This window comes from Streptomyces sp. NPDC050658, assembly GCF_044457025.1.
In the GTDB taxonomy this organism is placed as follows: Bacteria; Actinomycetota; Actinomycetes; order Streptomycetales; family Streptomycetaceae; genus Streptomyces.
The window spans coordinates 255690-279232 of the sequence record NZ_JBITGM010000004.1; the positions used below are offsets into that span (position 1 = coordinate 255690).

Annotated in this window: 27 protein-coding genes, 1 pseudogene and 1 riboswitch; of the genes and pseudogenes, 15 read left to right on the top strand and 13 right to left on the bottom strand. The window is 71.7% G+C overall.

The features are described 5' to 3' along the window. The first annotated feature begins 192 nt into the window (after positions 1-192). Both ACIBKX_RS16755 and ACIBKX_RS16760 read left to right on the top strand, forming a co-directional pair. A complete protein-coding gene (locus ACIBKX_RS16755) occupies positions 193-921 on the top strand; it encodes a lysophospholipid acyltransferase family protein (RefSeq protein WP_363272649.1) in 729 nt (242 codons plus the stop codon). 23 nt (positions 922-944) lie between these two features. After that, positions 945-1439: a YbaK/EbsC family protein gene (locus ACIBKX_RS16760; RefSeq protein WP_363272650.1), complete on the top strand. Its 495-nt coding sequence runs from the start codon at positions 945-947 to the stop codon at positions 1437-1439. A gap of 55 nt (positions 1440-1494) precedes the next feature. Here ACIBKX_RS16760 and ACIBKX_RS16765 read toward each other — a convergent pair whose 3' ends face one another. The 8 genes from ACIBKX_RS16765 to ACIBKX_RS16800 all read right to left on the bottom strand — a co-directional run bounded on the left by ACIBKX_RS16765 (position 1495) and on the right by ACIBKX_RS16800 (position 8701). Beyond that, positions 1495-3105 (bottom strand): alpha/beta hydrolase, encoded by a 1611-nt coding sequence (locus ACIBKX_RS16765; protein ID WP_363272651.1) that lies wholly within the window; start codon positions 3103-3105, stop codon positions 1495-1497. Positions 3106-3256: 151 nt separating this feature from the next. Then, positions 3257-4030 (bottom strand): urease accessory protein UreD, encoded by a 774-nt coding sequence (locus tag ACIBKX_RS16770; protein ID WP_363272652.1) that lies wholly within the window; start codon positions 4028-4030, stop codon positions 3257-3259. Then, on the bottom strand, positions 4027-4713 hold the full coding sequence (gene ureG / locus ACIBKX_RS16775; protein WP_363272653.1) for an urease accessory protein UreG: 687 nt from the start codon (positions 4711-4713) through the stop codon (positions 4027-4029). The genes ACIBKX_RS16770 and ureG overlap by 4 nt, the downstream gene beginning before the upstream one ends. A 78-nt stretch (positions 4714-4791) precedes the next feature. Further along, positions 4792-5466: an urease accessory UreF family protein gene (locus ACIBKX_RS16780; RefSeq protein WP_363272654.1), complete on the bottom strand. Its 675-nt coding sequence runs from the start codon at positions 5464-5466 to the stop codon at positions 4792-4794. 51 nt (positions 5467-5517) lie between these two features. Continuing rightward, positions 5518-7239, bottom strand: a complete 1722-nt coding sequence (locus ACIBKX_RS16785) for an urease subunit alpha (RefSeq protein WP_363272655.1) — start codon at positions 7237-7239, stop codon at positions 5518-5520. Then, positions 7232-7543 (bottom strand): urease subunit beta, encoded by a 312-nt coding sequence (locus ACIBKX_RS16790; protein ID WP_363272840.1) that lies wholly within the window; start codon positions 7541-7543, stop codon positions 7232-7234. Before ACIBKX_RS16790 ends, ACIBKX_RS16785 begins: the two co-directional genes overlap by 8 nt. A gap of 29 nt (positions 7544-7572) precedes the next feature. Continuing rightward, positions 7573-7875, bottom strand: a complete 303-nt coding sequence (locus tag ACIBKX_RS16795; protein WP_266873899.1) for an urease subunit gamma — start codon at positions 7873-7875, stop codon at positions 7573-7575. Positions 7876-8074: 199 nt separating this feature from the next. Continuing rightward, on the bottom strand, positions 8075-8701 hold the full coding sequence (locus ACIBKX_RS16800) for a helix-turn-helix domain-containing protein (RefSeq protein ID WP_363272656.1): 627 nt from the start codon (positions 8699-8701) through the stop codon (positions 8075-8077). Between the two features lie 121 nt (positions 8702-8822). On the opposite strand from ACIBKX_RS16800, the gene ACIBKX_RS16805 reads away from it, so the two are divergent. Next, a complete protein-coding gene (locus tag ACIBKX_RS16805; RefSeq protein ID WP_363272657.1) occupies positions 8823-9836 on the top strand; it encodes an ABC transporter permease in 1014 nt (337 codons plus the stop codon). 90 nt (positions 9837-9926) lie between these two features. Here ACIBKX_RS16805 and ACIBKX_RS16810 read toward each other — a convergent pair whose 3' ends face one another. After that, positions 9927-10208: a type II toxin-antitoxin system Phd/YefM family antitoxin gene (locus ACIBKX_RS16810; RefSeq protein ID WP_363272659.1), complete on the bottom strand. Its 282-nt coding sequence runs from the start codon at positions 10206-10208 to the stop codon at positions 9927-9929. A 247-nt stretch (positions 10209-10455) separates the two neighbouring features. Between ACIBKX_RS16810 and ACIBKX_RS16815 the strand changes: the two are divergent. Then, positions 10456-10734 (top strand): annotated as a pseudogene (locus ACIBKX_RS16815) (plasmid stabilization protein); the annotation flags it as partial. A gap of 32 nt (positions 10735-10766) precedes the next feature. On the opposite strand, the gene ACIBKX_RS16820 reads toward ACIBKX_RS16815, so the two are convergent. Beyond that, entirely contained in the window at positions 10767-11834 is a 1068-nt protein-coding gene (locus ACIBKX_RS16820; RefSeq protein ID WP_363272660.1) for a Ppx/GppA family phosphatase, read from the bottom strand. Between the two features lie 151 nt (positions 11835-11985). Here ACIBKX_RS16820 and ACIBKX_RS16825 point away from each other — a divergent pair, with 151 nt between their 5' ends. From ACIBKX_RS16825 to ACIBKX_RS16840, 4 genes are all read left to right on the top strand, one after another. After that, positions 11986-12621 (top strand): ATP-dependent Clp protease proteolytic subunit, encoded by a 636-nt coding sequence (locus tag ACIBKX_RS16825; protein WP_363272661.1) that lies wholly within the window; start codon positions 11986-11988, stop codon positions 12619-12621. Between the two features lie 7 nt (positions 12622-12628). Continuing rightward, positions 12629-12937, top strand: coding sequence for a hypothetical protein (locus ACIBKX_RS16830; protein ID WP_363272662.1), 309 nt, complete (start codon positions 12629-12631; stop codon positions 12935-12937). Between the two features lie 369 nt (positions 12938-13306). Next, positions 13307-13478: riboswitch (cyclic di-AMP (ydaO/yuaA leader) on the top strand. A 3-nt stretch (positions 13479-13481) separates the two neighbouring features. Further along, positions 13482-13955 carry a C40 family peptidase gene (locus ACIBKX_RS16835; protein ID WP_363272664.1) on the top strand — a complete coding sequence of 158 codons (474 nt, stop codon included), beginning with the start codon at positions 13482-13484 and terminating at the stop codon, positions 13953-13955. Positions 13956-14054: 99 nt separating this feature from the next. Further along, on the top strand, positions 14055-14549 hold the full coding sequence (locus ACIBKX_RS16840; RefSeq protein WP_363272665.1) for a DUF6328 family protein: 495 nt from the start codon (positions 14055-14057) through the stop codon (positions 14547-14549). Between the two features lie 45 nt (positions 14550-14594). Here ACIBKX_RS16840 and ACIBKX_RS16845 read toward each other — a convergent pair whose 3' ends face one another. Continuing rightward, positions 14595-15224, bottom strand: coding sequence for a LysE family translocator (locus ACIBKX_RS16845; protein WP_363272666.1), 630 nt, complete (start codon positions 15222-15224; stop codon positions 14595-14597). Between the two features lie 116 nt (positions 15225-15340). Here ACIBKX_RS16845 and ACIBKX_RS16850 point away from each other — a divergent pair, with 116 nt between their 5' ends. Then, the gene (locus tag ACIBKX_RS16850; protein WP_363272667.1) at positions 15341-16252 is read left to right on the top strand and encodes a LysR family transcriptional regulator; all 912 of its coding nucleotides are present in this window, start codon (positions 15341-15343) and stop codon (positions 16250-16252) included. Positions 16253-16265: 13 nt separating this feature from the next. On the opposite strand, the gene ACIBKX_RS16855 is transcribed toward ACIBKX_RS16850, so the two are convergent. Next, entirely contained in the window at positions 16266-16733 is a 468-nt protein-coding gene (locus ACIBKX_RS16855) for an ATP-binding protein (RefSeq protein WP_363272668.1), read from the bottom strand. 269 nt (positions 16734-17002) lie between these two features. On the opposite strand from ACIBKX_RS16855, the gene ACIBKX_RS16860 reads away from it, so the two are divergent. After that, on the top strand, positions 17003-17863 hold the full coding sequence (locus tag ACIBKX_RS16860) for a helix-turn-helix transcriptional regulator (protein ID WP_363272669.1): 861 nt from the start codon (positions 17003-17005) through the stop codon (positions 17861-17863). 10 nt (positions 17864-17873) lie between these two features. Then, entirely contained in the window at positions 17874-18098 is a 225-nt protein-coding gene (locus ACIBKX_RS16865) for a DUF397 domain-containing protein (RefSeq protein ID WP_363272670.1), read from the top strand. Between the two features lie 15 nt (positions 18099-18113). Here the strand turns inward: ACIBKX_RS16865 and ACIBKX_RS16870 are convergent, their stop codons facing one another. Further along, complete coding sequence (locus ACIBKX_RS16870; protein ID WP_363272671.1) at positions 18114-19256, bottom strand: 8-amino-7-oxononanoate synthase; 1143 nt, start codon at positions 19254-19256, stop codon at positions 18114-18116. A gap of 151 nt (positions 19257-19407) precedes the next feature. On the opposite strand from ACIBKX_RS16870, the gene bioB reads away from it, so the two are divergent. The 4 genes from bioB to ACIBKX_RS16890 all read left to right on the top strand — a co-directional run bounded on the left by bioB (position 19408) and on the right by ACIBKX_RS16890 (position 23484). Next, positions 19408-20646, top strand: coding sequence for a biotin synthase BioB (bioB, locus tag ACIBKX_RS16875; RefSeq protein WP_363272672.1), 1239 nt, complete (start codon positions 19408-19410; stop codon positions 20644-20646). Further along, positions 20639-21934 carry an adenosylmethionine--8-amino-7-oxononanoate transaminase gene (locus tag ACIBKX_RS16880; RefSeq protein ID WP_363272673.1) on the top strand — a complete coding sequence of 432 codons (1296 nt, stop codon included), beginning with the start codon at positions 20639-20641 and terminating at the stop codon, positions 21932-21934. The genes bioB and ACIBKX_RS16880 overlap by 8 nt, the downstream gene beginning before the upstream one ends. Position 21935: 1 nt before the next feature. Then, positions 21936-22670, top strand: a complete 735-nt coding sequence (gene bioD / locus ACIBKX_RS16885; protein ID WP_363272674.1) for a dethiobiotin synthase — start codon at positions 21936-21938, stop codon at positions 22668-22670. A 142-nt stretch (positions 22671-22812) separates the two neighbouring features. Beyond that, positions 22813-23484: a class I SAM-dependent methyltransferase gene (locus ACIBKX_RS16890; protein ID WP_363272675.1), complete on the top strand. Its 672-nt coding sequence runs from the start codon at positions 22813-22815 to the stop codon at positions 23482-23484. The last annotated feature ends 59 nt before the right edge of the window (positions 23485-23543 follow it).

Sequence of the window (23543 nt, forward strand, 5' to 3'; positions counted from 1 at the left end):
CAGTTACACGAAGGGACCGGGACCCACGGGTCCCGGTCCCTTCCCGCACTCCGCCCCTGCCGATCACAACTCAGCTCTCCACAGGGGTAGTTACACCGACCCGCCCGGCACCTACACTGACCGCTGCGAGAGGACCGCTGACCTGCGGCGAAGCAGCTCCCAGGCCGGTCCGTGAGAGTGAGGAGCAGCCGGGTGTTCTACTACGTGCTCAAGTACGTCGTGCTCGGGCCGCTGCTGCGGCTCATGTTCCGTCCGCGCATCGAGGGCCTGGAGCACATTCCGGAGTCCGGCGCGGCGATCGTCGCGGGCAACCACCTCTCGTTCTCGGACCACTTCCTGATGCCCGCCATCATCAAGCGGCGCATCACGTTCCTCGCGAAGGCCGAGTACTTCACCGGGCCGGGGATCAAGGGCCGGCTCACGGCCGCGTTCTTCCGCAGCGCCGGGCAGATCCCCGTCGACCGCTCCGGCAAGGAGGCGGGCCAGGCGGCGATCCGCGAGGGCCTCGGGGTGCTGCGCAAGGGCGAGCTGCTCGGCATCTATCCGGAGGGCACGCGCTCGCACGACGGCCGCCTCTACAAGGGCAAGGTCGGTGTCGCCGCGATGGCCCTGAAGGCGCAGGTGCCGGTGGTCCCGTGCGCGATGATCGGTACGTTCGAGGCGCAGCCGCCGGGGCAGAAGGTGCCGAACTTCCTGCGTGTGACGATCCGTTTCGGGGCGCCGCTGGACTTCTCGCGCTATGCGGGCATGGAGAACGAGAAGGCCGTCCTGCGGGCGGTGACGGACGAGATCATGTACGCGATCCTCGGGCTCTCCGGGCAGGAGTACGTCGACAAGTACGCGGCCGTCGTGAAGGCGGAGGAGGCCGAGCGGGCCGCCGCGGCGGGCAAACGGAAATTCCCCCGGATGCCGTTGAGTTGATCTGTTGACGTAGGTTCCTGCCCATGAGCGAACACAGCCAGTACACCAAGCTGATCGGACTCCTCGACGAGCGGGGTGCGACGTACCGCGTCATCGAGCACGACCCGGAGGGCGCCACGGAGGCGGTCAGCGCGCTGCGGGGCAACACCCTCGAACAGGCCGCGAAGTGCATCGTGGTGATGGTGAAGATCGGCAAGAAGACGAAGCGTTACGTCCTCGCGGTGGTGCCGGGTGACCGGCGCGTCGACCTGAACGCGGTCAAGCAGCTGCTCGGCGGGACGTACGCCGGTTTTGCCACGCAGGAGGCGGCGGAGCGGCTCGCGGGCAGTGTGAGCGGCACGATCCTGCCGTTCTCCTTCGACCCCGAGCTGGAGCTGGTCGTGGATCCGGCGCTCCTCGCCCACGAAGAGATCTTCTTCAACGCGGCGCGTCTGGACCGTTCGCTGGCGCTGAGCGCGGCGGACTACGAGGCGATCGCCGAGCCGCGCAAGGCGGAGATCGCGCAGGCGGCGGCGTAGCGAAAGGGGGCGACCGGGTGTGACCGGTCGCCCCCTCACGCCGCCTTTGCGGGTGTTACTCCGGCTTGGGCGTGGCGTGCGGGGCGCACGTCACGTCCTTGCTGTCCAGCTTGCCGGTCAGCAGGTAGGCCTCGACACGGTCGTTGAGGCACGGGTTGACCAGGTTCGTGATGCCGTGCGAGCCGGCGTCCTTCTCCGTGATCAGTCGCGAGCCCTTGAACCGCTTGTGCAGCTCGACCGCGCCCTCGTACGGCGTGGCGGCGTCACGGGTCGACTGGGCGATCAGGACGGGCGGCAGGCCCTTGCCGGTCTTGACCTCGACCGGCTCGTGCTGCTTGCTCGACCAGGTCGCGCAGGGCAGGTTCATCCACGCGTTGGACCACGTCATGAACGGGTTGTCGCGGTGGATGCGGGTGTTGTCGCGGTCCCACTTCTTCCAGCTGGTGGGCCACTTGGCGTCGGCGCACTCGACGGCCGTGTACACGGCGTTGCCGTTCTCCGACGCCTTGTTGCCCGCGGTGTCCGACAGGTCGGGGCTGGCTGCCTCGATCAGCGGCTTGGCGTCACCGGCCACGTACTTGGAGAAGTTCGTGGCGATCTCGACCCACGCGGAGTCGTAGTACGGGGCGCTCTGGAAGTAGGCGATGAGCTCGGCGGGGCCGACGACTCCGCCCAGCGGCTCCTTCTTCGCGGCGGCGCGCAGCTTGTCCCAGTTGCCGGCGACCTTCTCGGCGGTGTCGCCGAGGTGGAAGGTGGCGTCGTACTTGGCGACCCACTTCATCCAGTCCTTGAGACGGATCTCGAAGGCGACGTCCTGGTCGAGGTTGGCCTCGTACCAGATCTTCTTCTTCGAGGGGTTGACCACCGAGTCCACGACCATGCGGCGCACGTGCGTCGGGAACAGCGTCCCGTAGACCGCGCCGAGGTACGTGCCGTAGGAGACGCCGAGGAAGTTCAGCTTCTTCTCGCCGAGCGCGGCCCGGATGACGTCCAGGTCGCGTGCGGTGTTCGGAGTGGTCATGTGCGGCAGCATCTCGCCGCTGCGCTCGGCGCAGCCGTCCGCGTACTCGCGGGCCAGCTTGCGCTGGGCCTTCTTGTCGGCCTCGGAGTCCGGGACCGGGTCGAGCTTGGGTGCCTTGACGAACTCCTGCGGGTCGACACAGGAGATGGGCGCCGAGTGGCCGACGCCGCGCGGTTCGAAGCCCACGAAGTCGTACGCCTTCGCCGTCTTCTCCCAGAGCTTGCTCTTGGTGACGACGCGGTTGGGGAACCGAAGCCCAGAGGCGCCCGGACCGCCGGGGTTGTAGAGCAGCGCGCCCTGGCGCTCCTCCTTCGTGCCCGTGCTGCCGATGCGGTCGACGGCGAGCTTGATCTTCTTGCCGTTGGGCTTGGCGTAGTCGAGCGGGACGGTGACCCAGCCGCACTTGATCGCCTTGTCCAGGCCCCAGTCGGCGGGGCATGCCTGCCAGTCGATGCCGGCCTTGGCGGCGCGCTGCGCGGCGAGCGCGACACCGCGCGCCTCGGAGCTGGTCCGCTGCCGGGCGTCAGCGCTGGTGCCGCTGCCCTGGCGGGCGTCGGCGTTGGCGACCGGCGCCATGATCGCGCCCGCTATGAGCGAGCCCGTGATCAGCGTTCCGGCGGCGCCGAATGCTGTGGTGCGTCTCAACTGGTTCCTCCCCCTGTCGATTTCCCTGTCGATTTTCGAACAGTAGGAGGATCCTGGCGGTCGTCGGGTTCAGTGCGACAGACGGGGCCGCTGTTTCTTTACCAATCCGATAGACGGTGCCGGGAACTCCGCTGAGCGGATATGCCCCCGTTCACGTGAGACTGCGCAAGGCCTCGTCGAGGACCCTGCGCACCCGCAGCGCGTCGGGGGCGACGGCGGTGACGAGGACGGCGGGGCCGGCCAGTGGGGTGCGTGTCGCCCACTCGCCGAGTACGGCGGGTTCCGGCAGGTCGTGCGCGAATTCCGGTCGTACGACGATGAGTTGGCCCAGCGCGCGATGCCCCGCGAGGACAGCCGGACCGTCCCAGCCGCCGGGTGCGCCGGGACCGCAGGACAGCTCCTGGTCGAACAGCGGACGCCCCGCACGGCGCACGGTGAGCCGGCTGCTGAGCCGCCCCGGCCCCTCCCCCGTCCGCCCGAGCACCTGCTCCTCGCGCAGCACCAGGGTGGCACGCGGGGCCAGCTCGGCCCGTGTGGTGAGCCGCAGCTCGCTGTCGCGTACGGAGATCAACTGCTCGGGCAGCCAGCGCAGCCCGGCATCGTCACCGACCGTGAGGCGTACGTCGTAGCGCGCGGCCTCCTTGGACTGCCCCGGCAGGGCGAGCGTGGCGGCGGCCGAGCCGACGCGCAGCCGGGCCCCGTCGTGGGCGGCGGCCTCGATGGCCAGCCGGTCGCCCCCGAGGGGTGCGCTCATCGCCCCGACGAGGGTGACGTGGGCGCCGTCCGGCCCGGCCGACCGGGTACGGCGCACGGCGAGCGGCCCTTCGCCGTCGAGCACGGGCAGGACGGTGCCGCCGCGCCCGTCGCCCCGTGCGGAGATCCGGGCGGTGGCACGCACCCCGGAGGCGGCGATGGCCGGGGTCATGCGGAGGCGACCCAGGCGGTGTACTGCCCCCGCACCCAGTCGGCGACGGCCGTGACCCCGTCGTCCGACCTCAACGACTGGAAGACGACGGGCAGTTCGCCGCCGCGCTGCGCCTTGGCGTCCGCGGCCATCCGGGCGAGGTCGGAGCCGACGTACGGCGCGAGGTCGGTCTTGTTGACGACGAGCAGATCGGCGGTGGTGACGCCGGGTCCGCCCTTGCGCGGGATGTCGTCGCCGCCGGCGACGTCGATGACGAAGATCTGCGCGTCCACGAGGCCCTTGGAGAAGGTGGCGGTGAGGTTGTCGCCGCCGGACTCGACGAGGATCAGGTCGAGCGGCCCGACCTCGTCCTCCAGGTCCTCGACGGCCTCCAGGTTGGCGGAGATGTCGTCGCGGATCGCGGTGTGCGGGCAGGCTCCCGTCTCCACGGCGGTGATCCGCTCGGGCGGCAGCACGGCCTCACGGAGCAGGAACGCGGCGTCCTCGCGGGTGTAGATGTCGTTGGTGACGACGGCGAGTCCGAGCTCGTCCCGCAGCGCACGGCAGAGCGCGGCAACGGTGGCGGTCTTCCCGGACCCGACGGGCCCGCCGAGCCCGATCCGCAGCGCCCGCCGCCGCCCGTCGGCACGGTGCGCGTCGGCGCTGACGGCAAGACTCTCGTCGTGGGAATGGTCAAGATGCATACTGCGACTCCAATACTGTCCGACTACCTGCTACAGGTGGCTTGCGGTCCGTCCGGCGTTCGAGGAACGGGCGCGTCCCTACGACGCGAACAACCGCACCGGCCACCCCGCATGGGCCTCCGCCCCCAGCTCCAGCAACGGCGCCGACGCCGCGGGCAGCGCGTCGACCCCCTCGTCGACGGCGCGCCGAGCGGCCTCCACGGCGGCCCGCACGACAAGGTCGGCCTCCGGCGCGAGCCGGGCCAGCACCCCCGTGGCGTCGAACGGGTCCAGGCTCAGCAGCCGTACCGTCGCCGTCGCGGGGCCGCTCACACACTCGTACGCGGAGCAGTGCGCCGCGTCCTGTGCGCCAAGACCCGCCGCCCGCGCCGCGAGGCCGAGGACCACCGGCTGGTGCGCGCCCTTGGGGCGGGCCGCGGCCAGTTGGTCCAGCGCGGGGTCGGGCCACGCGGCCCGCGCGGCCCGCATCATCTGGCGCCCGAGCCGCCGCCCGGCCCCCCGCAGCGCCGCCGAAGGTGTCCGCGCGTCCGCCGCGTCGTCCAGCTCCAGCGGGTCGAGCCCCAGCGCGGCGCCCGCGGCGAGGGCGGCCGACACGAGGCCGGTCGTGTGCAGCCTCCCCCGGCAGAACTCCGCCAGGCTCTCGGGCCCGGTGACCCGCCCCGCCTTGACCGCCTCCTCGGCCCCGCCGGAGTGCGCATGCCCTCCGGCGGGAAACCGCCCGTCGGCAAGGACCAGCAGCGCGGCCCTAGACATACCGCACCACCGCCGTCCGCAACGCCGTCCGCGCCGCCGACCGCGCCGCCATCAGAAGAGGAAGTACCGCTGCGCCAGCGGCAGTTCGGCGGCGGGCGAGGGCTCGACCAGCTCGCCGTCGATCGTCACGGCGAAGCTGTCCGGCGCCACCTCCACCCGGGGCAGCGCGTCGTTCTCGTACATGTCCGCCTTGGTACGTCCCCGCGTCGAGCGGATCGCGGTGAACTCCTTGGCCAGGCCGAGCCGTTCGGGCAGGCCGTCGTCCAGCGCCGACTGCGTGACGAAGTTGACCGAGTTGAGCCCCGGCGCCGTCCCCCGCGCCCCGAACATGGGCCGCGGCAGCACCGGCTGCGGTGTGGGAATGGACGCGTTGGCGTCGCCCATCTGCGCGTACGCGATCTGCCCGCCCTTCAGCACCACCTGCGGCTTCACCCCGAAGAACGCCGGGTCCCACAGCACCAGATCGGCGAGCTTCCCCGGCTCGACCGAGCCGATCTCGTGGTCGACGCCCTGCGCGACCGCCGCGTTGATCGTGTACTTGGCGACATAGCGGCGCGCACGGCGGTTGTCCGCCCGCGTGTCCCCCGGCAGGAATCCCCGCCGCCGCTTCATCACGTGCGCCGTCTGCCAGGTCCGCATGACGACCTCGCCGATGCGCCCCATGGCCTGCGAGTCCGACGACATGATGGAGATGGCGCCGAGGTCGTGCAGGATGTCCTCGGCCCCGATGGTGGTGGGCCGGATCCGGGACTCGGCGAAGGCCAGGTCCTCGGGGACGGCAGGGTTGAGGTGGTGACAGACCATCAGCATGTCGAGGTGCTCCTCGACGGTGTTGACGGTGTGCGGCCGGGTCGGATTCGTCGAGCTGGGCAGCATGTTGGGCAGCGAGACCGCCGTGATCATGTCCGGCGCGTGCCCGCCGCCCGCGCCCTCGACGTGGAAGGCGTGCAGCGTACGTCCCGCGACCGCGTCGAACGTGGCCTGGACGAAGCCCGCCTCGTTCAACGTGTCCGTGTGGACGGCGAGTTGGGCACCCGTCTCCTCGCACACGTTCAGACACGCGTCGATGACGGCGGGGGTCGCCCCCCAGTCCTCATGGATCTTGAAGCTGACGGCACCGGCCCGCAGCTGGGCGTGCATCGACTCCGCGGAGACGGTGTTGCCCTTGCCGAGGAAGCCGATGTTGACGGGGCTCGACTCCATCGCCGCGAACATCCGGGCCAGATGCCAGCCGCCCGGCGTGATGGTGGTCGCCTTGCTGCCCTCGGCGGGACCCGTGCCGCCCCCGATGAGCGTGGTGACGCCGGAGGCGAGCGCCTCGTCGACGATGGTCGGCGAGATGAAGTGGATGTGGGTGTCGATGCCGCCCGCGGTGAGGATCTTCCCGTTGCCCGCGATGACTTCGGTCTCCGGGCCGATGACCAGGTCCGGGTGGACGCCGTCCATCGTGTCCGGGTTGCCGGACTTGCCGATGCCGGTGATACGGCCGTCCCGTATCCCGATGTCGGCCTTGACGACGCCCCAGTGGTCGATGATCACGGCACCGGTGACAACGGTGTCGGGCGCGCCTTCGGCGCGGGTGGTGCGGGACTGGCCCATCGACTCGCGGATGACCTTGCCGCCGCCGAACACCGACTCGTCGCCGGAGCGGCCGGGACCACCGCAGCGGTCCTCCTCGATCTCGACCAGCAGATCGGTGTCCGCGAGCCTGATCCGGTCGCCCGTGGTGGGGCCGAACAGATCGGCGTACGCGGCGCGGGAGAGATCAGGCATCGAGGGCACCTCCGGTCTCGCCGCGCAGTCCGGGTACGACGCGCTTGCCGGCCAGCGGCACCAGCTCGACGTCGACGGGGATGCCGGGCTCGAAGCGCACGGCGGTCCCCGCGGCGATGTTGAGCCGCTTGCCGTGCGCGGCCGCACGGTCGAAGTCGAGCCCCGGGTTGGCCTCGGCGAAGTGGTAGTGGGAGCCGACCTGGACGGGGCGGTCGGCGGCGTTGAGGACGGTGAGGGAGGTGGTCTCGCGGCCTTCGTTGAAGGCGACGGGCTCGTCGGCGAAGAGGATCTCACCGGGCGTCAGGGGGTACGCGGAACTCATGGCGCGCCCCCTCAGACGATCGGGTCGTGGACGGTGACGAGCTTGGTGCCGTCCGGGAAGGTGGCCTCGACCTGGACGTCGTGGATCATCTCCGGGATGCCGCTCATGACGTCGTCGCGGGTGAGCACCTTGCGGCCCGACGACATGAGTTCGGCGACGGTGCGGCCGTCGCGGGCACCCTCGAGGATGTGCGACGTGATGAGGGCGATCGCCTCGGGGTGGTTGAGCAGCAGCCCCCGCGCTCTTCGCTTCTCGGCCACGTCAGCGGCCACATGGATGAGCAGTCTCTCCTGCTCGTGCGGGGTCAGTTGCACGCGTCCCACCTCACAGTCCTCGCTCCGGACCGTGCGGGGTCCGGCTGCCGCGGCCACCGCGACGGATATAGATGTAACACACAGGCAGTGCGCTCGATCTTGCGCACCCCAGTTACGAAATCCCCTGGTGGCGTGGCGTCGCAGGCTAGTTGGGCGGAGTTTCAACGAGGTTAACCAGCGTTTGACCGTCCCATGACCGTCAGCTGGGACTGCCCATACTCATCAGCCCGCGCAGCCCCTCCTGGAGCGCCTCGACCGGCACCTCGTCGAACAGCGCCATCTGCGCGGCGAATCCCTGGGCGGCCGCGATCATCGCCCGCGCGACATGGTCGGCTGGGATGTCGTCGCGCATCATGCCCGCGGCCTGATACCCCTCGACGATCTTCACCCAGGCCCGCCGGACCCTGCCGTACCCCTCCTTCATGACGGCGGCCAGCTCGTCGTTGCGCAGGGTCTCCGCCCACACCTGGAGGATCAGCCGCGGGAAGTACGAGACCTCCCGCTCCCCCTCCTTCATCACGACCCGCCGGCCGAGCACCTGCGTCAGCGCCCGGCCGACCAGTACGTCCGGCGGGGGCGGCGGCGTCTCCTCGGCGGCGGCCTCGAAGGTCCCCTGGATCCATTCGAGGACTTCCCCGACGATCGCCCCGATCAGCTCTTCCTTGCCGCGGAAGTAGCGGTAGACCGCCCCGGCCGATAGGCCGACCTCCTTGAGCACGTCCTGCATCGAGGTGGCGTGGAAACCGTTGCGGGCGAAGACGAGGGCGGCGCCGTCGAGAATCTGCCGGCGGCGGGCGTCGAGGTGCTCCTGGGATACGCGTGCCATGGCACTCAACGTAAAACGAACATTCCTTCTTGACAAGCGACGGGGCCGGTCGCACAGTGAGGGCACAACGGAAAACGAACGATCCTTCTCTTTAAAATCCACCGCCCGAAGGAGCTCGGTCATGTCCACGCCCTCCGCTACGCCGCCCCCGCCGCGCCGCCAAGTCCTCGTCGTGGCCGCCCTGGTCTCCGCGCTCGTGGCCCTCGCCCTGTGGGCCTTCGCCTGGCCCGCCGCCAGGACCGCCCCCCGCGACCTGCCGCTGGGCGTAGCGGGCCCCGCCGCCGCGACGGCGCCCGTCGAGTCCCGGCTCAAGGAACGGGAGGGCGCGTTCGAGATCCATCGGTACGCCGATGAGGCCGCCGCCCGTGCGGCGATCGAGGACCGGGCCGTATACGGCGCGGTCGTCGTGACCCCGCAGGGCATGAAGCTCCTGACGGCGACGGCCGCGAGCCCGGTGGTCGCCCAGCTCCTGCAGCAGTCCGTGGCCGGTCAGGCCCCGCAGGGTGCGGAGGTGACGACCGACGACGTGGTGGCCGCGCCCGCCGACGACCCGCGGGGCTCCGCGCTGGGCGCCAGCGTGCTCCCGCTCGCCATCGCGGGCGTCGCGGCCGGCGCCGTGGTGACGCTGCTCGGCCTGCGCGGTGTCCGCGCGGTGGCCGCCCTGCTCCTGGCCGCCGCCGCGGTGGGCGCGGTCGGCGCGGCGGTGACGCACAGCTGGCTCGGGGTCCTGACCGGCAACTGGTGGGCCGAAGCAGGGGCGTTGGGCCTCTCCGCGCTCGCGGTGGGCGCCACGGTCGCCGGGTGCGCCGCGCTGCTCGGCCCGGCGGGCATCGGCATCGGCGCGCTGCTGATGGTGCTGCTCGGCAACCCGTTCTCCGGAGTGACCTCGGCCCCGCAGCTGCTGCCCGAACCGGTGGGCCTCATCGGCCAGTTGCTGCCGCCCGGCGCCGGTGGCTCCCTGCTGCGCTCGGTGTCCTTCTTCGACGGCGCCCGCATCTCCGGCCCCGTCACCACCCTCGCCGTCTGGGCGCTGCTCGGCCTGACCGCCGTGCTGCTCGGCGCGCTGCGCCGCCGCCCTGCGGCAGTGGACGCCGCGTCGGACCCGGAGCCCGCTCCGGTGCCGGCCGCCCGCTGAACCGGCGCCGCACAGAGCCGGCCGTACGCCTCCGCTGTAGCGGACGGGGGCGTACGGCCCCTGTGCGTGCGGTGCCCGACTCCCGTGCGGCTACCTGGCGTTGGGCCCCCGGTGCTCGGCGGCGATGCCGAAGCGCTGCCGTTCGCCCGCACCGGGCGACGACGTGGAGTGCACCGAGGAGACGGAGCTGACCACCGGCTCGTCGGCGGCGTCGGCAAGCTCCTGCAGCCGCTCCAGGTCGGCGGCGGAGACCAGGGCCACGAGCGGCTTCCCGTGCCGGGTGACGACCACCCGCTCGCCGCCGTAGACGACGCGGTTGATCAGATCGGCGAGCTCTGCCCGTGCTTGCGTCACCGGAATCTCGTAGGCCATGTTCCCCAGCTTAACCGGCGCCAGCCGCCGCCATCGGGTTCGCACGGGGCGGATGCCCCGCAGGTCAGAGGGGCCCGTCCGGCATCTGATCCATCACCGAGAAGTCGGCACCGCGTCATGTGATCCTCGATGGGGCAACCCGTCGCGTGGCCGACATCGGAGACCGCCTCCCCGGCCATCGGTCCCGGACAGGAGCCGCCTGATGCCCGCAGGGTAGAGCAAGAAGCGCGAACGGCAGTACGAACACATCAAGGACAGCGCCGAGCGGCGCGGCGAGCCCCCGCGCCGGGCCAAGGAGATCGCGGCCCGCACGGTAAACAAGGAGCGCGCCCGCGCCGGCGAGGCGAAGACCGTCGGCACGGTGTCCACGCGCGGCCCCAGGTCGGCGCCCGAACGCGGCGGCCACCGCTCGCACAGCGGCGCCCAGGGCCCCGCCAAGGACCAGCTGTACGCGGAGGTCCGGCGCCGCAGCATCGACGGCCGCTCCACCATGAACAAGCAGGAACTGCGCGAGGCCCTCGGCCGTCAGGGCCTGTCCGCCGGGCCGGCCCCAGCCCCTCAGCCCGGCCCCGGTGCGATCCGCAGGGCCGTCGGGCCGACGGTCACCGCCTCGTCGCCGTAGGAGCGATCGCTGTAGGGGCGATCGCCGTGCACGGGATCGTCGCAGGGGTCGGTGTCACGTCCCGACACCTGGTCCCACCACTTCCCGCCGTCCTCGATCTGTCGCAGCAGCACTCCTTCGCGGATGGCCCAGGGGCAGATGGTGACCTGCTTGATGCCGGTCAGTTTCAGCGCGGTGTGTCCGACGACCGCTCCCGCCAGGCTCTGCAGGGCCCGCGGCGCGGAGACGCCCGGCAGGCCGGACCGCTCGGCGGACGGCAGCGTGGCGAGCAGGTCGACGCAGCGGCGCAGGTCGCCGCGGGCCAACTGCCGCTCGGCGAACGGGCCTTCGCGGCCGGGCGCGCACCCGGCGAGGCGGCCCAGCTGCTGGAAGGTGCGGGAGGTCGCCACCGCGGTCCGCGGCCCCTCCCAGCGGATTCTCGCGGCCACGTCCCGCAGTTGGTGGCGCACCTTGCGGCGCAGCGCCTTCACGCTCTGCTCGTCGGGCGGGTCCTCGGCGCCGAAGAACTCCCGCGTCAGCCGCCCCGCGCCGAGCGGCAGCGACACCGCGTAGTCGGGCAGCCTGCCGCGCCCGAAGGCCACCTCCAACGAGCCGCCGCCGATGTCGAACAGGGCGAGCGGCCCGGCCCGCCAGCCCATCCAGCGCCGGGCGCCGAGGAACGTCAGCTCGGCCTCCACCTCGCCCGGCAGGGTGCACAGCGGGATGCCCGTCTCCGCCCGTACCGCCCGCAGGACCTCCAGCCTGTTCGGCGCGTTGCGGACGACCGCCGTGGCGAAGGCGAGCGGCTCCGTTGCGCCCCATCTTCTCGCGGTCTCGGCGGCCGCGGAGACCGCTCTGACCAGCTGCCGCACCGATTGTTCGGGTATCGCCCCCGCCGGCTCGACCTGTTCGGAGAGCCGCAGCCGCCACTTCGCCGTGTGCACCGGCAGTGGAACCCCGTCCACCGCGTCGGCGACAACCAGACGGACCGTTCTCGAACCCACATCCACCAGACTCATTCGCATGTCACGCCCTGTACCCCAGACAACTGCCGTCAGTCACCCGGCCGTTCACCCAAGCCCGCGTCGATGCCGCACGCGTTACGTACGTCCTGTACATTTTATACAAGAAGCCTCGGGCCGCGCATCCGGCCCCGGTGATGAGGAGTGACGCGCCATGAACCGACCGTCCGCCCGATATGTCCTGCCCGAGTTCACCGAGCGCACCAGCTCGGGGAAGCGGACCCTCGACCCGTATTCGAAGCTGCTTGAGGAGCGGATCGTCTTTCTGGGCACCCCGATCGACGACACCTCGGCCAATGACGTGATGGCGCAGTTCATGCACCTCGAATATCTGGCGCCGGACCGCGACATCTCGCTCTACATCAACTCCCCCGGCGGCTCGTTCAGCGCGATGACGGCGATCTACGACACGATGCGGTTCGTCACCTGTGACGTGGAGACGACCTGCCTGGGACAGGCCGCGTCGGCGGCGGCCGTGCTGCTCGCCGCGGGCACGCCCACAAAGCGCTCCGCCCTGCCCGGCGCACGGGTGTTGATCCATCAGCCGTCGATCAGCGAGCCGATCCAGGGCCAGACCTCCGACCTCGCGATCCAGGCCGACGAGATCCTGCGCACCCGCTCGCTCCTCGAGGAACTCCTCGTACGGCACACGGGCCAGAGCCCCGACCGCATCACGGCGGACATCGAGCGGGACAAGATCCTCGACGCCCCGGAGGCCGTCGCGTACGGCCTGATCGACCGGATCGTGCCGAGCCGCAAGTCCTCGGCGCGCGTCCCGGACGCGAGGTGAGCCGTCGATGCTGCCGCCCGAACTGCCGCCGCTGCCCGCACTCACCCGCGCCGAGGGCGAGTTGATCGACCGCTATCTCGAAGTGGTCGATCTGCTCGGCCGGATCAATCCGGCCCGCGCCTCGGACACCTACGGCGGCCTGCGCGCCGCCCAGGCGCTGGTCTCCAGCGCCACAGCACTGCGCGACGCGCTGACGCTCATGCACCAGCGGGGCGAGAGCGCCGTGCACGCACCGACGTTGGCCCGCGCGCTGCGCGTGCTCGACGGGGAGCGGCGTTCCTCCCGCGTCACCGTCCCGCCCCGGCAGTCGTCCTGAATCCCCCTGAATCCCCCTCAAGTCGGCTGCCCCGCAGCGCAGTAGCCGTCCGGGGCGGGTCTTAAACGGACCAGACGGGCTACCTCGTTCGGCGTAGCAGGTCCTCGTCAACGGAGTCGGCCACAGTTGCGCCAGAGGTGTACGCGAGGGCCGGAATGTCTCCTTCCGGTGCTGGTAGAGCGATCGTCGAGGCCCGCGAAGGGTTGCCTTATCCGACGTTGTCCACCCGAACGGTTCAGCCGTGAGGAGCCTCACAAAACGCCGTTTCGGCTCGGTTTTCGGGCTGTTGACGGGTCAAGATCCCTTCCGACGACAAGCCCCCGCCACAGCGGCGGGGCGGTCCGGGCGGACGCCGAGTCCTGCCGCCGCCCGGATGACCGGTCGACATCGGTGCACCGGCAGGAGTGGAGGACCCAGGCACGACGGGCCCGTCCGGACGTCCGGACAACGGCCCTTGGGGTGAAGCCGCAGTACGCGGCCGGGCAACTTTGTCAGCCCGAATCCGACAGGTCATCCTTCACAGGCGGCTGACGAAGGGTTGCGCATGACCGCGCTGAATCATGTTCCGTCGCTGCTCACCAGGGCCGGCTCCGCCTCGGCCCTCACGCTCGCCGTCGTCGGCGGCACCCTCGTGGCCCCCGGGCTCACGACGGAGGCCCAGGCCGCGACACACGGGACGAAGGCCCTGAAGATCGCCGCGGCGAAGAAGGGCTCCCCGTACCGCTACGGAGCCGCGGGGCCGAACCGGTTCGACTGCTCGGGCCTGACCCTCTACTCGTTCAAGCGGGCGGGCAAGAAGCTGCCGCGCACGGCCGCACAGCAGTACAACAAGACCCGGCACATCTCCGCGGCCAACCGCACGCGCGGCGACCTGGTCTTCTTCCACTCCGGCCGGAACGTCTACCACGTCGGCATCTACGCCGGTAAGGGCCGCATCTGGCACGCGCCCAAGTCGAACACCGTGGTCCGTCTGGAGAAGATCTGGACCAAGAGCGTCTGGTACGGCAGGGTCCGCTGACCCGGCGCCGGGCGAGGGACGCGGCCGTCCCGGCTGCCGCGTCGCCCGCCCGGCGCGCCCACCGCGCTTGGCGTCGCGCGACACGGATACTCGTGCGCCATGGCCGACAACAACGGCTCACGCGCCGCTCACGACAGCCGCCACGAGACCGACTTCGAACGCGCCGACCGCAACTTCTCGGAGATCCTCCAGGAGTTGAGGGTCACACAGACCGGGGTGCAGATCCTCTTCGCGTTCCTGCTGACCCTCGCCTTCACCCCGCGCTTCCCGTCCCTGGACACCGTGCAGCGCGCCACGTACGTCACGACGCTGCTGCTCGCCGTCCTCGCGGCCGCCCTGTTCACGGCGCCGGCCGCGGTGCACAGGGCGCTGTTCCAGCAGCGTTCCAAGCCGCTGATCGTGCGGGTCTCCTCGCATCTGGCGCGGCTCGGCATGGCGGTCCTGATGTTCGCCCTCGCCGGTTCCGTGCTCCTGGTCGTGGACGTGTCGGTGGGCCGCGTCGGCGGGGTGATCGCGAGCGCGGGCACGCTGGCCGTGTGCGCGGGCCTGTGGGGCGTGCTCCCCCGCCTCGTACGCCGCTCGGCACACTCCTAGGTCACGCTCGGCGCACTCCCAGGTCACGCTCGGCGCACTCCCGGGTCAGGCGACCAGCGCCTCGACGAGCAGCACGGAGCCGAGCAGGGTCAGCGCTCCTCCGGTGGCTCCCTCGATGGCACGGGCGGTACGCGGTCTGCGCAGCCAGCGGCCCAGCCGGTCCACCAGGAGCGCGACGACCGGGAACCACACCAGGGCGAGGGCCACGATGATCGACGCGAGCAGCAGCGTCCGCGGCATCGCCGGGCTGCCCGCGGGCACGAACTGCGGCAGCACGCTGAGGAACGTGATGGGCGCCTTGGGGTTGAGGGCGTTGGTGAGGAAACCCTGCCGCAGGCTGCCGCCCGCACCCTGCGGTGCCTGGCCCACCCGCCCGTCGGCTCCCCGCCGCTGCCGCACCGCCGAGCGCAGGGCGCGGCAGCCCAGGTACAGCACATAGCCGCCGCCGACGATCTGCAGCGCCCGGAAGAGGGCGGGGACCGCGGCGAGCACGGCGGCGACCCCGGCCACCGCGAGCGCCGTGTGCACCAGGAGCCCGCCCGCGACACCGATCGCACAGACGACCCCGGCGCGGCGGGAGGCGAGTGCGTTGCGCACCACGACGGCGAAATCGGCGCCCGGCATGGCGACCATGCCCGCGGCGACTCCGGTGAAGGCGACCAGTTGTGCGTCCATGCCTCCACCCTGCCGTTCTTCTGCCTTCAGCAGGTATGTGGAATATCCTGGGCCTGCCTTAAGCAGCCGTTTACTCTCCTCCCCCCACGTCCGCACCGGGAGACACCGGAGACTCCATGTACGACCCGACGCGGCTCGCCGCACTGGTGGCGGTCTCCGAGGCCGGTTCGATCACCCGCGCCGCCGAGCGTCTCGGCTACACCGTGCCCGCCCTCTCCCAGCAACTGGCCAAGCTGGAGCGGGAGGCGGGGACCGCGCTCCTGGTGCGGCACCACCGCGGGGCGCGGCTGACCGGCGCGGGAGAGCTGCTGCTCGCGCGGGCCCGCCGGGTGCTCGCCGAGATGGAGCGGGCCCGGCATGAACTGGCCCAGCTCGCCGGCCTGTCCGGGGGCCGGCTAAGGGTGGGCACCTTCACCACCGCGGGAATCCATCTGGTGCCGCCCGCGCTGACCGCGTTCCGCCGGGCCCATCCGGACATCGAGCTGACGGTCCGCGGCTATGAGCCGCCGTCCGGTGTCGCGGCGGTGGCGGCGGGTGAGGTCGACCTCGCGCTCACCCATACGTACGAACCGGGAGAGCCGGTGCCGCTGCCCGCCTCGGTGTCCGCCGAGCCCGTCCTGGTCGAGGAGTTGGTCCTGGTGACCTCGCCGGGGCACGCCCTCGCGGGTGTCTCCGCACGGCTGCCGCTCGCCGAGCTGGCCGGCCAGCCGCTGATCAGCATGGCGCCGACGCATCCGCCCCGCCAGGGCGTGGAGTCCGCGCTGGCGCGGGCCGGGGCGACGCCTTCGGTGCTCGTCGAGACGCCGGGGTACGCGCTGGTGTGCGCGCTGGTCAGCGCGGGGCTCGGCGTCGCCGTCGTACCGGAGATGGTGGCGCGGACGGCGGCCACGCCGGTGGGCATGCGGCCGCTGGAACCGGGCGATCTGCGGCGCACCATCTCCGTCGTGTACCGCGCCGACGGCGCGCATCCGGCGGCCGACACCTTCCGGGCCCTGCTGCGCGGCGCGTTCGGGCGGTCGACGGGCTGAGCGCCGGGCGGGCTCAGCGGGTGGAGGTCGACGGGGACGGCGCCTGCGCCTCGCCCCGGAGCGCCGATGTCCACGGCAGCGCGATCCAGACGGTCTTGCCGCCCTCGGGGGTGGGGGTGACCGAGAGCCTGCCGCCGCATTCGACGGTCAGCCAGCGGATGATCACCATGCCGCGGCCGTTGTCCTGCTGGACGGCGGCGGGCAGCCGCTTGGGATAGCGGGGGTGACTGTCGGTGACGCCGATGCGCAGCTGCTCCTCCCGGTCGAGTTGGATGCCCACGGTGAAGGTGGGGGACTGCCCCAGGGTGTGCTGGACGGCGTTCGTGGCGAGTTCGGAGACGATGAGCCGGACTGTGTCGGCCACTTCGGCCTCGGCCGGCAGACCCCATTCGGTGAGGACGTTCAAGACGTACTTCCGGGCCGCGGAGACCGAGGCAGGATCGCTCGGCAGGGTGACGGATGCTTCCTGAAGGTCTGCCATGGCGACGCTGTCCCTTTCCCACCGGGGCTGAAGTCCGACGCGTGGCGGAAGACACGAGGACAGTCCCGGAATGGTGCTTCGCGCCAGACTGCCACTACTGGGCCCCTCACGTGTGGCGATCCACCGAGATGTGCATATATCTGTCGCTCAAAGCGGTGAACTCTGCTACGGCAGACCGTATTTGGGCGTGAGACCGGCACTTCCTCTACTGTCGCCCGTGACAGGCCGGGGACGGCCGGAAGGGGAACTCCGTCGGGAAGGAGACGGACATGCAGTACGGTCCCGCGGTGCGCCGCCGCAAACTCGGCGCCGAACTGCGCGCGCTGCGCACCATGGCGGGGCTCACCAGTGATCAGGCGGCGGGCCGGGTCGGCTGGCACCAGTCGAAGGTGAGCCGGATCGAGACCGGACGCAGCGGCGTCAAGGCCTCGGACGTTCAGCTCCTGCTTGACGCGTACGCGGTGAAGGATCCCCAACTGCGCCAATTGCTGGTCGCGTTGGCGGGCGCGGACGACGACAGCGGGCGTCACCACTGGTGGCACGCCTACCGAGGGCTGCTGCCACCGACGTACCGCGATTTCATCAGCCTGGAATCGCAGGCCTGCCGTGTCCGGACCCTGGAGACGAACGTCGTGCCCGGACTGCTGCAGACGCCGGACTACGCCCGTGCGGTGACGCGGGCCGCGCTCGACGGCCTGCCGGAGGAACAGGTGGACGCGCTGGTGGAGGTGCGTCTTGCCAGGCAGGACGTGCTGCGCGCGAAGCGTCCGCTGCGGCTGAGCGTGATCCTCGACGAATCGGTGCTGCACCGGCAGGTCGGCGGCGGTCAGGTGCTCGCGGGGCAGTTGAAACGGTTACTGGAGGCGGCGCAGCTGCCCCATGTGCGGTTGCAGGTACTGCCGTACGCCGCCGGAGAGCACAAGGGCCTCCTCGGCTCTTTCGTTATCTTCTCTTTTCCGAACATTGCTGATCTGGATGTGGTTGTTCTCGACCATTTGACGAGTAGCCTCTACCTCGAACGGAGAGAAGACCTCCAGGCGTACACGGATGCCTTCAACTCCCTTCAAGGGCAAGCACTTTCACCCGAGGAATCAACGGATCACATCGCCGGGATAGGTGACGGCGCGTAAGGGGGGCACCATGACTGCACTGCCTCGGTACGTAGCTGACAGCACTTCTCTGTACGGCGCACAGTGGCACCGCAGCAGCCACAGCAACGGAATGAACAACTGCGTCGAGACAGCCCCGCTGACTTCAGGGCCGAAGTCGGGGCTGCTCGCCGTGCGCGACTCCAAGCACACCGCAGGGCCCGCCCTGCTCTTCCCGCACCCCGCATGGGAGGCCTTCGTCAACGGCCTCCGGTGACCGTCGTGGCCCCGGCTACCGGGGTGCGGTGCGGCTGATCACTCGTACGGCATCGGCGATCTGCGCGTCGGTGAGATCCGCGCGAGCGGTCAGCCGCAGCCGCGAGATCCCGTCGGGCACCGACGGGGGACGGAAGCAGCCGACGGCGAGACCCGCGCCGCGACAGTCGGCGGCCCAGCGCACGGCGGCTTCCGGCGAGGGCGCGCGCACCGAGACGACCGCCGCGTCCGGACGTACCGCGAGCAGTCCCTGTGCCGTGAGGCGATCATGCAGTTCGGCCGCGACCTCGCGGGCCCGTGCGGCGCGCTCCGGCTCCGCGCGCAGCAGCCGCAGCGCGGCGAGCGCGGCGCCCGCGGCGGCCGGGGCGAGCCCCGTGTCGAAGATGAACGTACGGGCCGCGTTGACCAGATGGTCGATGACCTTGGCGGGGCCGAGCACCGCGCCGCCCTGGCTGCCGAAGGACTTGGACAGAGTGACCGTGGCCACCGTGTGGGCGGTGCCCGCGAGCCCGGCGGCCTGCGGGGCGCCCCGGCCGCCGTCGCCGAGCACACCGAGCCCGTGCGCGTCGTCGACGATCAGACCTGCGCCGAACTCGCCGCAGACTGCGGCCAGTTCGGACAACGGCGCCGCGTCGCCGTCCACCGAGAACACCGTGTCGGACACGACGACCGCGGGGCCCGCGTGACCGTCGAGCGTCTTGCGCACCGCCTCCGGGTCGGCGTGCGGCACCACCTGTGTCGTGCCGCGGGCGAGGCGGCAGCCGTCGATCAGCGAGGCGTGGTTCCCGGCGTCCGACACGATGAGCGAGCCGTGCGGGGCGAGTGCCGTGACGGCGGCCAGGTTCGCGGCGTACCCGGAGGAGAGGACGAGCGCGGCCTCGAAACCGCAGAACTCGGCGAGTTCCCGCTCCAGCTCCGCGTGCAGTTCGGTGGAGCCGGTGACCAGGCGCGATCCGGTGGCCCCGCCGCCCCAGCGGTGCGCGGCGTCCGCCGCGCCCCCGGTGATCTCGGGGTGCCGTGCAAGGCCCAGGTAGTCGTTGCTCGCCAGGTCGAGGAGGCCGGCCGGGTCGGCGGGGCGGGGCCGCAGCGTGCGCACCAGTCCGGCCCGCGCACGCAGGCTCGCCTGCTCGTCGATCCAGTCGAACGGCGAGCTGGCCATGGGATTCCTCCGCGTCACGGTTTGTAGACAGTGCACAGACCCTAGCCGTCCGGCCACCGGGCCAGGATGTGGCAATACCCACACCTCAAACCGTTTCTGTTGTGCGAACTCTCCTTGGAAAGGCGGCCCCTCGTACGTAAGGATCAGCGCCATGGATCTGCTGAACACGCTGGTGGACAAGGGGCTTCGGCGCGAGCTGCCGACCCGCGAAGAGGCGCTGGCCGTGCTGGCCACCTCCGACGACGAGCTGCTCGACGTCGTGGCGGCCGCCGGGAAGGTACGGCGGCAGTGGTTCGGGCGGCGGGTGAAACTCAACTATCTGGTCAACCTCAAGTCGGGCCTGTGCCCCGAGGACTGCTCGTACTGTTCGCAGCGTCTTGGCTCCACGGCCGGGATCCTGAAGTACACCTGGCTGGGGCCCGACGAGGCCTCGCAGGCCGCCGCGGCCGGTGTGGCGGGCGGCGCCAAGCGGGTCTGCCTGGTGGCCAGCGGACGCGGTCCCACGGACCGTGACGTCGACCGCGTCTCGCAGACCATCGAGGCGATCAAGGAGCAGAACGAGGGCATCGAGGTGTGCGCCTGCCTCGGTCTGCTCTCGGCCGGCCAGGCGGACAAACTGCGCACGGCGGGCGCTGACGCGTACAACCACAACCTCAATACGTCCGAGGGCACGTACGGCGAGATCACCACGACCCACACCTACGCCGACCGCGTGGACACCGTGCAGCAGGCGCAGGCCGCGGGCCTTTCCGCCTGCTCGGGTCTGATCGCGGGCATGGGCGAAAAGGACGAGGACCTGGTGGACGTGGTCTTCGCGCTGCGCGACCTCGACCCCGACTCGGTGCCGGTCAACTTCCTGATCCCCTTCGAGGGCACCCCGCTGGCCAAGGAGTGGAACCTCACCCCGCAGCGCTGTCTGCGCATCCTCGCGATGGTCCGCTTCGTCTGCCCGGACGTGGAGGTACGCATCGCGGGCGGCCGTGAGGTGCATCTGCGCACCATGCAGCCGTTGGCCCTGCACCTGGCCAACTCGATCTTCCTCGGCGACTACCTGACCAGTGAGGGCCAGGCGGGCAAGGCCGACCTGGAGATGATCGCGGACGCCGGTTTCGAGGTCGAGGGCGCTGGCACCGTGACGCTGCCGGAGCACCGCGCGGACGCCATCGCGGCGGCGGGCTGCGGTTCGCACGGCGGCGGTGGCGGCTGCGGTTCGCACGGTGAGGGCGCCGGCGGCTGCGGATCGCACGGGGAAGCCGGTGGCGGCTGCGGTCCCTGCGGTTCGTCGCAGGCGCCCGTCGCCGCCGAGGCCGGGGAGGCTTCGGAGGCGCGTACGGACCTGGTGGCGGTGCGCCGTCGGGGCGCGGGAACGGACCTGGCGCCCAATGCCTGACCTCTCCGTGCCGGAGCTGCTCGACCTCGACCGCCGCCATGTGTGGCATCCCTACGGTCCGATGCCCGGCCGCCAGGAGCCGCTCGTCGTCGAGTCGGCGAGCGGCGTCCGGCTCCGCGTCGCGGGAGCAGACGGCGGGGCCGAGCTGGTCGACGGTATGTCGTCCTGGTGGTCGGCGATCCACGGCTACAACCACCCGGTGCTCAACGACGCGGTGCGCGGCCAGCTGGACCGGATGAGCCACGTCATGTTCGGCGGGCTCACCCATGAGCCCGCCGTCGGCCTGGCGAAGCGCCTTGTCGACATGTCGCCCGACGGCCTCGAACATGTCTTCCTCGCGGACTCCGGTTCGGTGTCCGTCGAGGTCGCCGTCAAGATGTGCCTCCAGCACTGGCGCTCCCTCGGCCGTCCGGAGAAGCGGCGGATGCTGACCTGGCGCGGCGGCTACCACGGCGACACCTGGCAGCCCATGTCCGTCTGCGATCCCGACGGCGGCATGCACGAGCTGTGGCAGGGCGTGCTTCCGCAGCAGGTCTTCGCCGACGCCCCGCCGGCGGGCTTCGACGCGTACGACGAGACGTACGCGGACCATCTGCGGGAGCTGATCGCCCGCCACGCGGCGGAACTCGCCGCCGTGATCGTCGAGCCGGTGGTGCAGGGCGCGGGCGGGATGCGGTTCCACTCCCCCGCCTATCTGCGGGTGCTGCGCGAGGCGTGCGACGAGCACGACGTGCTGCTCGTGTTCGACGAGATCGCCACGGGCTTCGGCCGCACGGGCAGGCTGTTCGCGGCGGACCACGCGGGGGTCACCCCCGATGTGCTGTGCGTGGGCAAGGCGCTGACGGGCGGTTACCTCACGATGGCGGCGACGCTGTGCACGGCGCGGGTCGCCGACGGCATTTCGCGCGGCGAGGTCCCGGTGCTGGCGCACGGCCCGACGTTCATGGGCAATCCGCTCGCCGCCGCGGTGGCCTGCGCCTCGATCGACCTGCTGCTCGGGCAGGACTGGGCGACCGAGGTCAAGCGCATCGAGAAGGGACTGCGCGACGGTCTCGGCGAGGCGGCTGCGCTGCCGGGCGTCCGCGACGTACGGGTGCTCGGCGCGATCGGTGTGGTCCAGCTGGACCACGACGTCGACATGGCCGCGGCCACCCGTGCCGCGACCCGCGAGGGCGTGTGGCTGCGGCCGTTCCGCGACCTCATCTACACGATGCCGCCGTTCATCACGGGCGACGACGACGTGGCACGCATCGGGCGCGCGGTGTGCGCGGCCGCGAAGGAGGGCTGAGATGACGGTCGTCGTGGTGTCGGGGACCGGCACCGAGATCGGCAAGACGGTGACGACGGCCGCCGTGGCCGCCCTCGCGGTCGCCGCGGGCCGGAGCGTCGCGGTCCTCAAGCCCGCGCAGACCGGGGTCGCGCCCGGCGAGCCGGGGGACGCGGCCGAGGTCGTACGGCTCGCCGGGGACTCGGTGAGCACCCTCGAACTGGCCCGCTATCCCGAGCCGTTGGCGCCGAACACGGCGGCGCGGCGGGCCGGTGCCGAGCCGGTGCGGCCGTACGAAGTGGCCGAGGCGGCGCGGAAGCTGGCGGCCGGGCACGATCTGGTCCTGGTCGAGGGGGCCGGCGGACTGCTCGTCCGGTACGACGACGAGGGCGGCACGCTCGCCGACGCGGCGCGGCTGCTCTCGGCGCCTGTCCTGGTGGTCGCGCCGGCGGGGCTCGGCACCCTCAACACGACGCAGCTGACCACGGAGGCGCTGCGGGCCCGCGGCCTGACGCCGCTCGGCGTGACGATCGGCAGCTGGCCGAAGGACCCGGACCTGGCGTCCCGCTGCAATCTCGCGGACCTGCCGGAGACGTCGGGCGCGGAGCTCCTGGGCGCTGTCCCGGCGGGGGCGGGCGCGCTCGCGGCCGCCGACTTCCGCGCGGGCGCGGCGAGTTGGCTGGGTCCGCGGCTGGGCGGGACGTGGGACGCGGCGGAGTTCGCGGCGCGGGAGACGGGACAGGTGCCGGGAGGCTGAGGGGCCGCAGGGCTGGGCGGAGGCTGTGGAGCCGGGAGGGGCGGCGGCATCGGGCAGGCCCGACTCGCCGACGTCGGCATGGGGGAAACCGGCCCCGCGGGGGCACCATTGCGGTATCCGCTCAGCCTGCTTTGGAGGGCTCATGTCGCCTCGCTCCGCCAAGGCGGTGTCCCGGGACGCCGTGCACCACCCCGTCTTCGCCCGTTTCTACGCACGTCAGAGCGTGGCCGCCGAGCGCGTGATCGCCGCCCATCGCAGAGAGCTGCTCGCCGGGCTCTCCGGCCGGGTGATCGAGGTCGGCGCGGGCAATGGCCTGAACTTCGCGCACTACCCGACGACGGTCTCCGAGGTCGTGGCGATCGAACCGGAGCGCACCCTGCGGCAGTTGGCGGCGTCCGCCGCCGTGCGGGCCGATGTGCCGGTCGACGTGGTGCCGGGAGTGGCCGAGGCGCTGCCCGTCAAGAGCGAGGCCTTCGACGGCGCGGTGGCCTCGCTGGTGCTGTGCAGCGTCCGTGACGTGCCCCGCGCCCTCGCCGAGCTGCGGCGTGTCCTGCGGCCGGGGGGCGAGCTGCGGTTCTTCGAGCACGGTGTGGCGCCGGGTCCGGCGATGGCGCGCGCCCAGCGGATCCTGGACCGCACGGTGTGGCCGCTGCTGTTCGGCGGCTGTCACGTCGGGCGGGACACGGTGGGCGAGCTGCGCGCGGCCGGGTTCGAGATCGGTCCGTACCGGCAGTTCCTGGTGCCGGCCAAGGGCCCGCGGCTGCCCACCTCGTACTGCGTCCTCGGCTCCGCGCGCCGCCCGCAGAGCGACTGACCGGCCGACCAGCCGACCGGACACACGGTCGCGGCGTCCGCGGCTCCGGGGCGCGTCGA

Coding starts and splice junctions, on each gene's coding strand:
- ACIBKX_RS16760 (WP_363272650.1), top strand. CDS start 945: ATGAGCGAACACAGCCAGTACACCAAGCTGATCGGACTCCTCGACGAG.
- ACIBKX_RS16770 (WP_363272652.1), bottom strand. CDS start 4,030: ATGACCCCGGCCATCGCCGCCTCCGGGGTGCGTGCCACCGCCCGGATC.
- ureG (WP_363272653.1), bottom strand. CDS start 4,713: ATGCATCTTGACCATTCCCACGACGAGAGTCTTGCCGTCAGCGCCGAC.
- ACIBKX_RS16780 (WP_363272654.1), bottom strand. CDS start 5,466: ATGTCTAGGGCCGCGCTGCTGGTCCTTGCCGACGGGCGGTTTCCCGCC.
- ACIBKX_RS16785 (WP_363272655.1), bottom strand. CDS start 7,239: ATGCCTGATCTCTCCCGCGCCGCGTACGCCGATCTGTTCGGCCCCACC.
- ACIBKX_RS16800 (WP_363272656.1), bottom strand. CDS start 8,701: ATGGCACGCGTATCCCAGGAGCACCTCGACGCCCGCCGCCGGCAGATT.
- ACIBKX_RS16805 (WP_363272657.1), top strand. CDS start 8,823: ATGTCCACGCCCTCCGCTACGCCGCCCCCGCCGCGCCGCCAAGTCCTC.
- ACIBKX_RS16810 (WP_363272659.1), bottom strand. CDS start 10,208: ATGGCCTACGAGATTCCGGTGACGCAAGCACGGGCAGAGCTCGCCGAT.
- ACIBKX_RS16820 (WP_363272660.1), bottom strand. CDS start 11,834: ATGCGAATGAGTCTGGTGGATGTGGGTTCGAGAACGGTCCGTCTGGTT.
- ACIBKX_RS16825 (WP_363272661.1), top strand. CDS start 11,986: ATGAACCGACCGTCCGCCCGATATGTCCTGCCCGAGTTCACCGAGCGC.
- ACIBKX_RS16830 (WP_363272662.1), top strand. CDS start 12,629: ATGCTGCCGCCCGAACTGCCGCCGCTGCCCGCACTCACCCGCGCCGAG.
- ACIBKX_RS16835 (WP_363272664.1), top strand. CDS start 13,482: ATGACCGCGCTGAATCATGTTCCGTCGCTGCTCACCAGGGCCGGCTCC.
- ACIBKX_RS16840 (WP_363272665.1), top strand. CDS start 14,055: ATGGCCGACAACAACGGCTCACGCGCCGCTCACGACAGCCGCCACGAG.
- ACIBKX_RS16845 (WP_363272666.1), bottom strand. CDS start 15,224: ATGGACGCACAACTGGTCGCCTTCACCGGAGTCGCCGCGGGCATGGTC.
- ACIBKX_RS16850 (WP_363272667.1), top strand. CDS start 15,341: ATGTACGACCCGACGCGGCTCGCCGCACTGGTGGCGGTCTCCGAGGCC.
- ACIBKX_RS16855 (WP_363272668.1), bottom strand. CDS start 16,733: ATGGCAGACCTTCAGGAAGCATCCGTCACCCTGCCGAGCGATCCTGCC.
- ACIBKX_RS16860 (WP_363272669.1), top strand. CDS start 17,003: ATGCAGTACGGTCCCGCGGTGCGCCGCCGCAAACTCGGCGCCGAACTG.
- ACIBKX_RS16865 (WP_363272670.1), top strand. CDS start 17,874: ATGACTGCACTGCCTCGGTACGTAGCTGACAGCACTTCTCTGTACGGC.
- ACIBKX_RS16870 (WP_363272671.1), bottom strand. CDS start 19,256: ATGGCCAGCTCGCCGTTCGACTGGATCGACGAGCAGGCGAGCCTGCGT.
- bioB (WP_363272672.1), top strand. CDS start 19,408: ATGGATCTGCTGAACACGCTGGTGGACAAGGGGCTTCGGCGCGAGCTG.
- ACIBKX_RS16880 (WP_363272673.1), top strand. CDS start 20,639: ATGCCTGACCTCTCCGTGCCGGAGCTGCTCGACCTCGACCGCCGCCAT.
- bioD (WP_363272674.1), top strand. CDS start 21,936: ATGACGGTCGTCGTGGTGTCGGGGACCGGCACCGAGATCGGCAAGACG.
- ACIBKX_RS16890 (WP_363272675.1), top strand. CDS start 22,813: ATGTCGCCTCGCTCCGCCAAGGCGGTGTCCCGGGACGCCGTGCACCAC.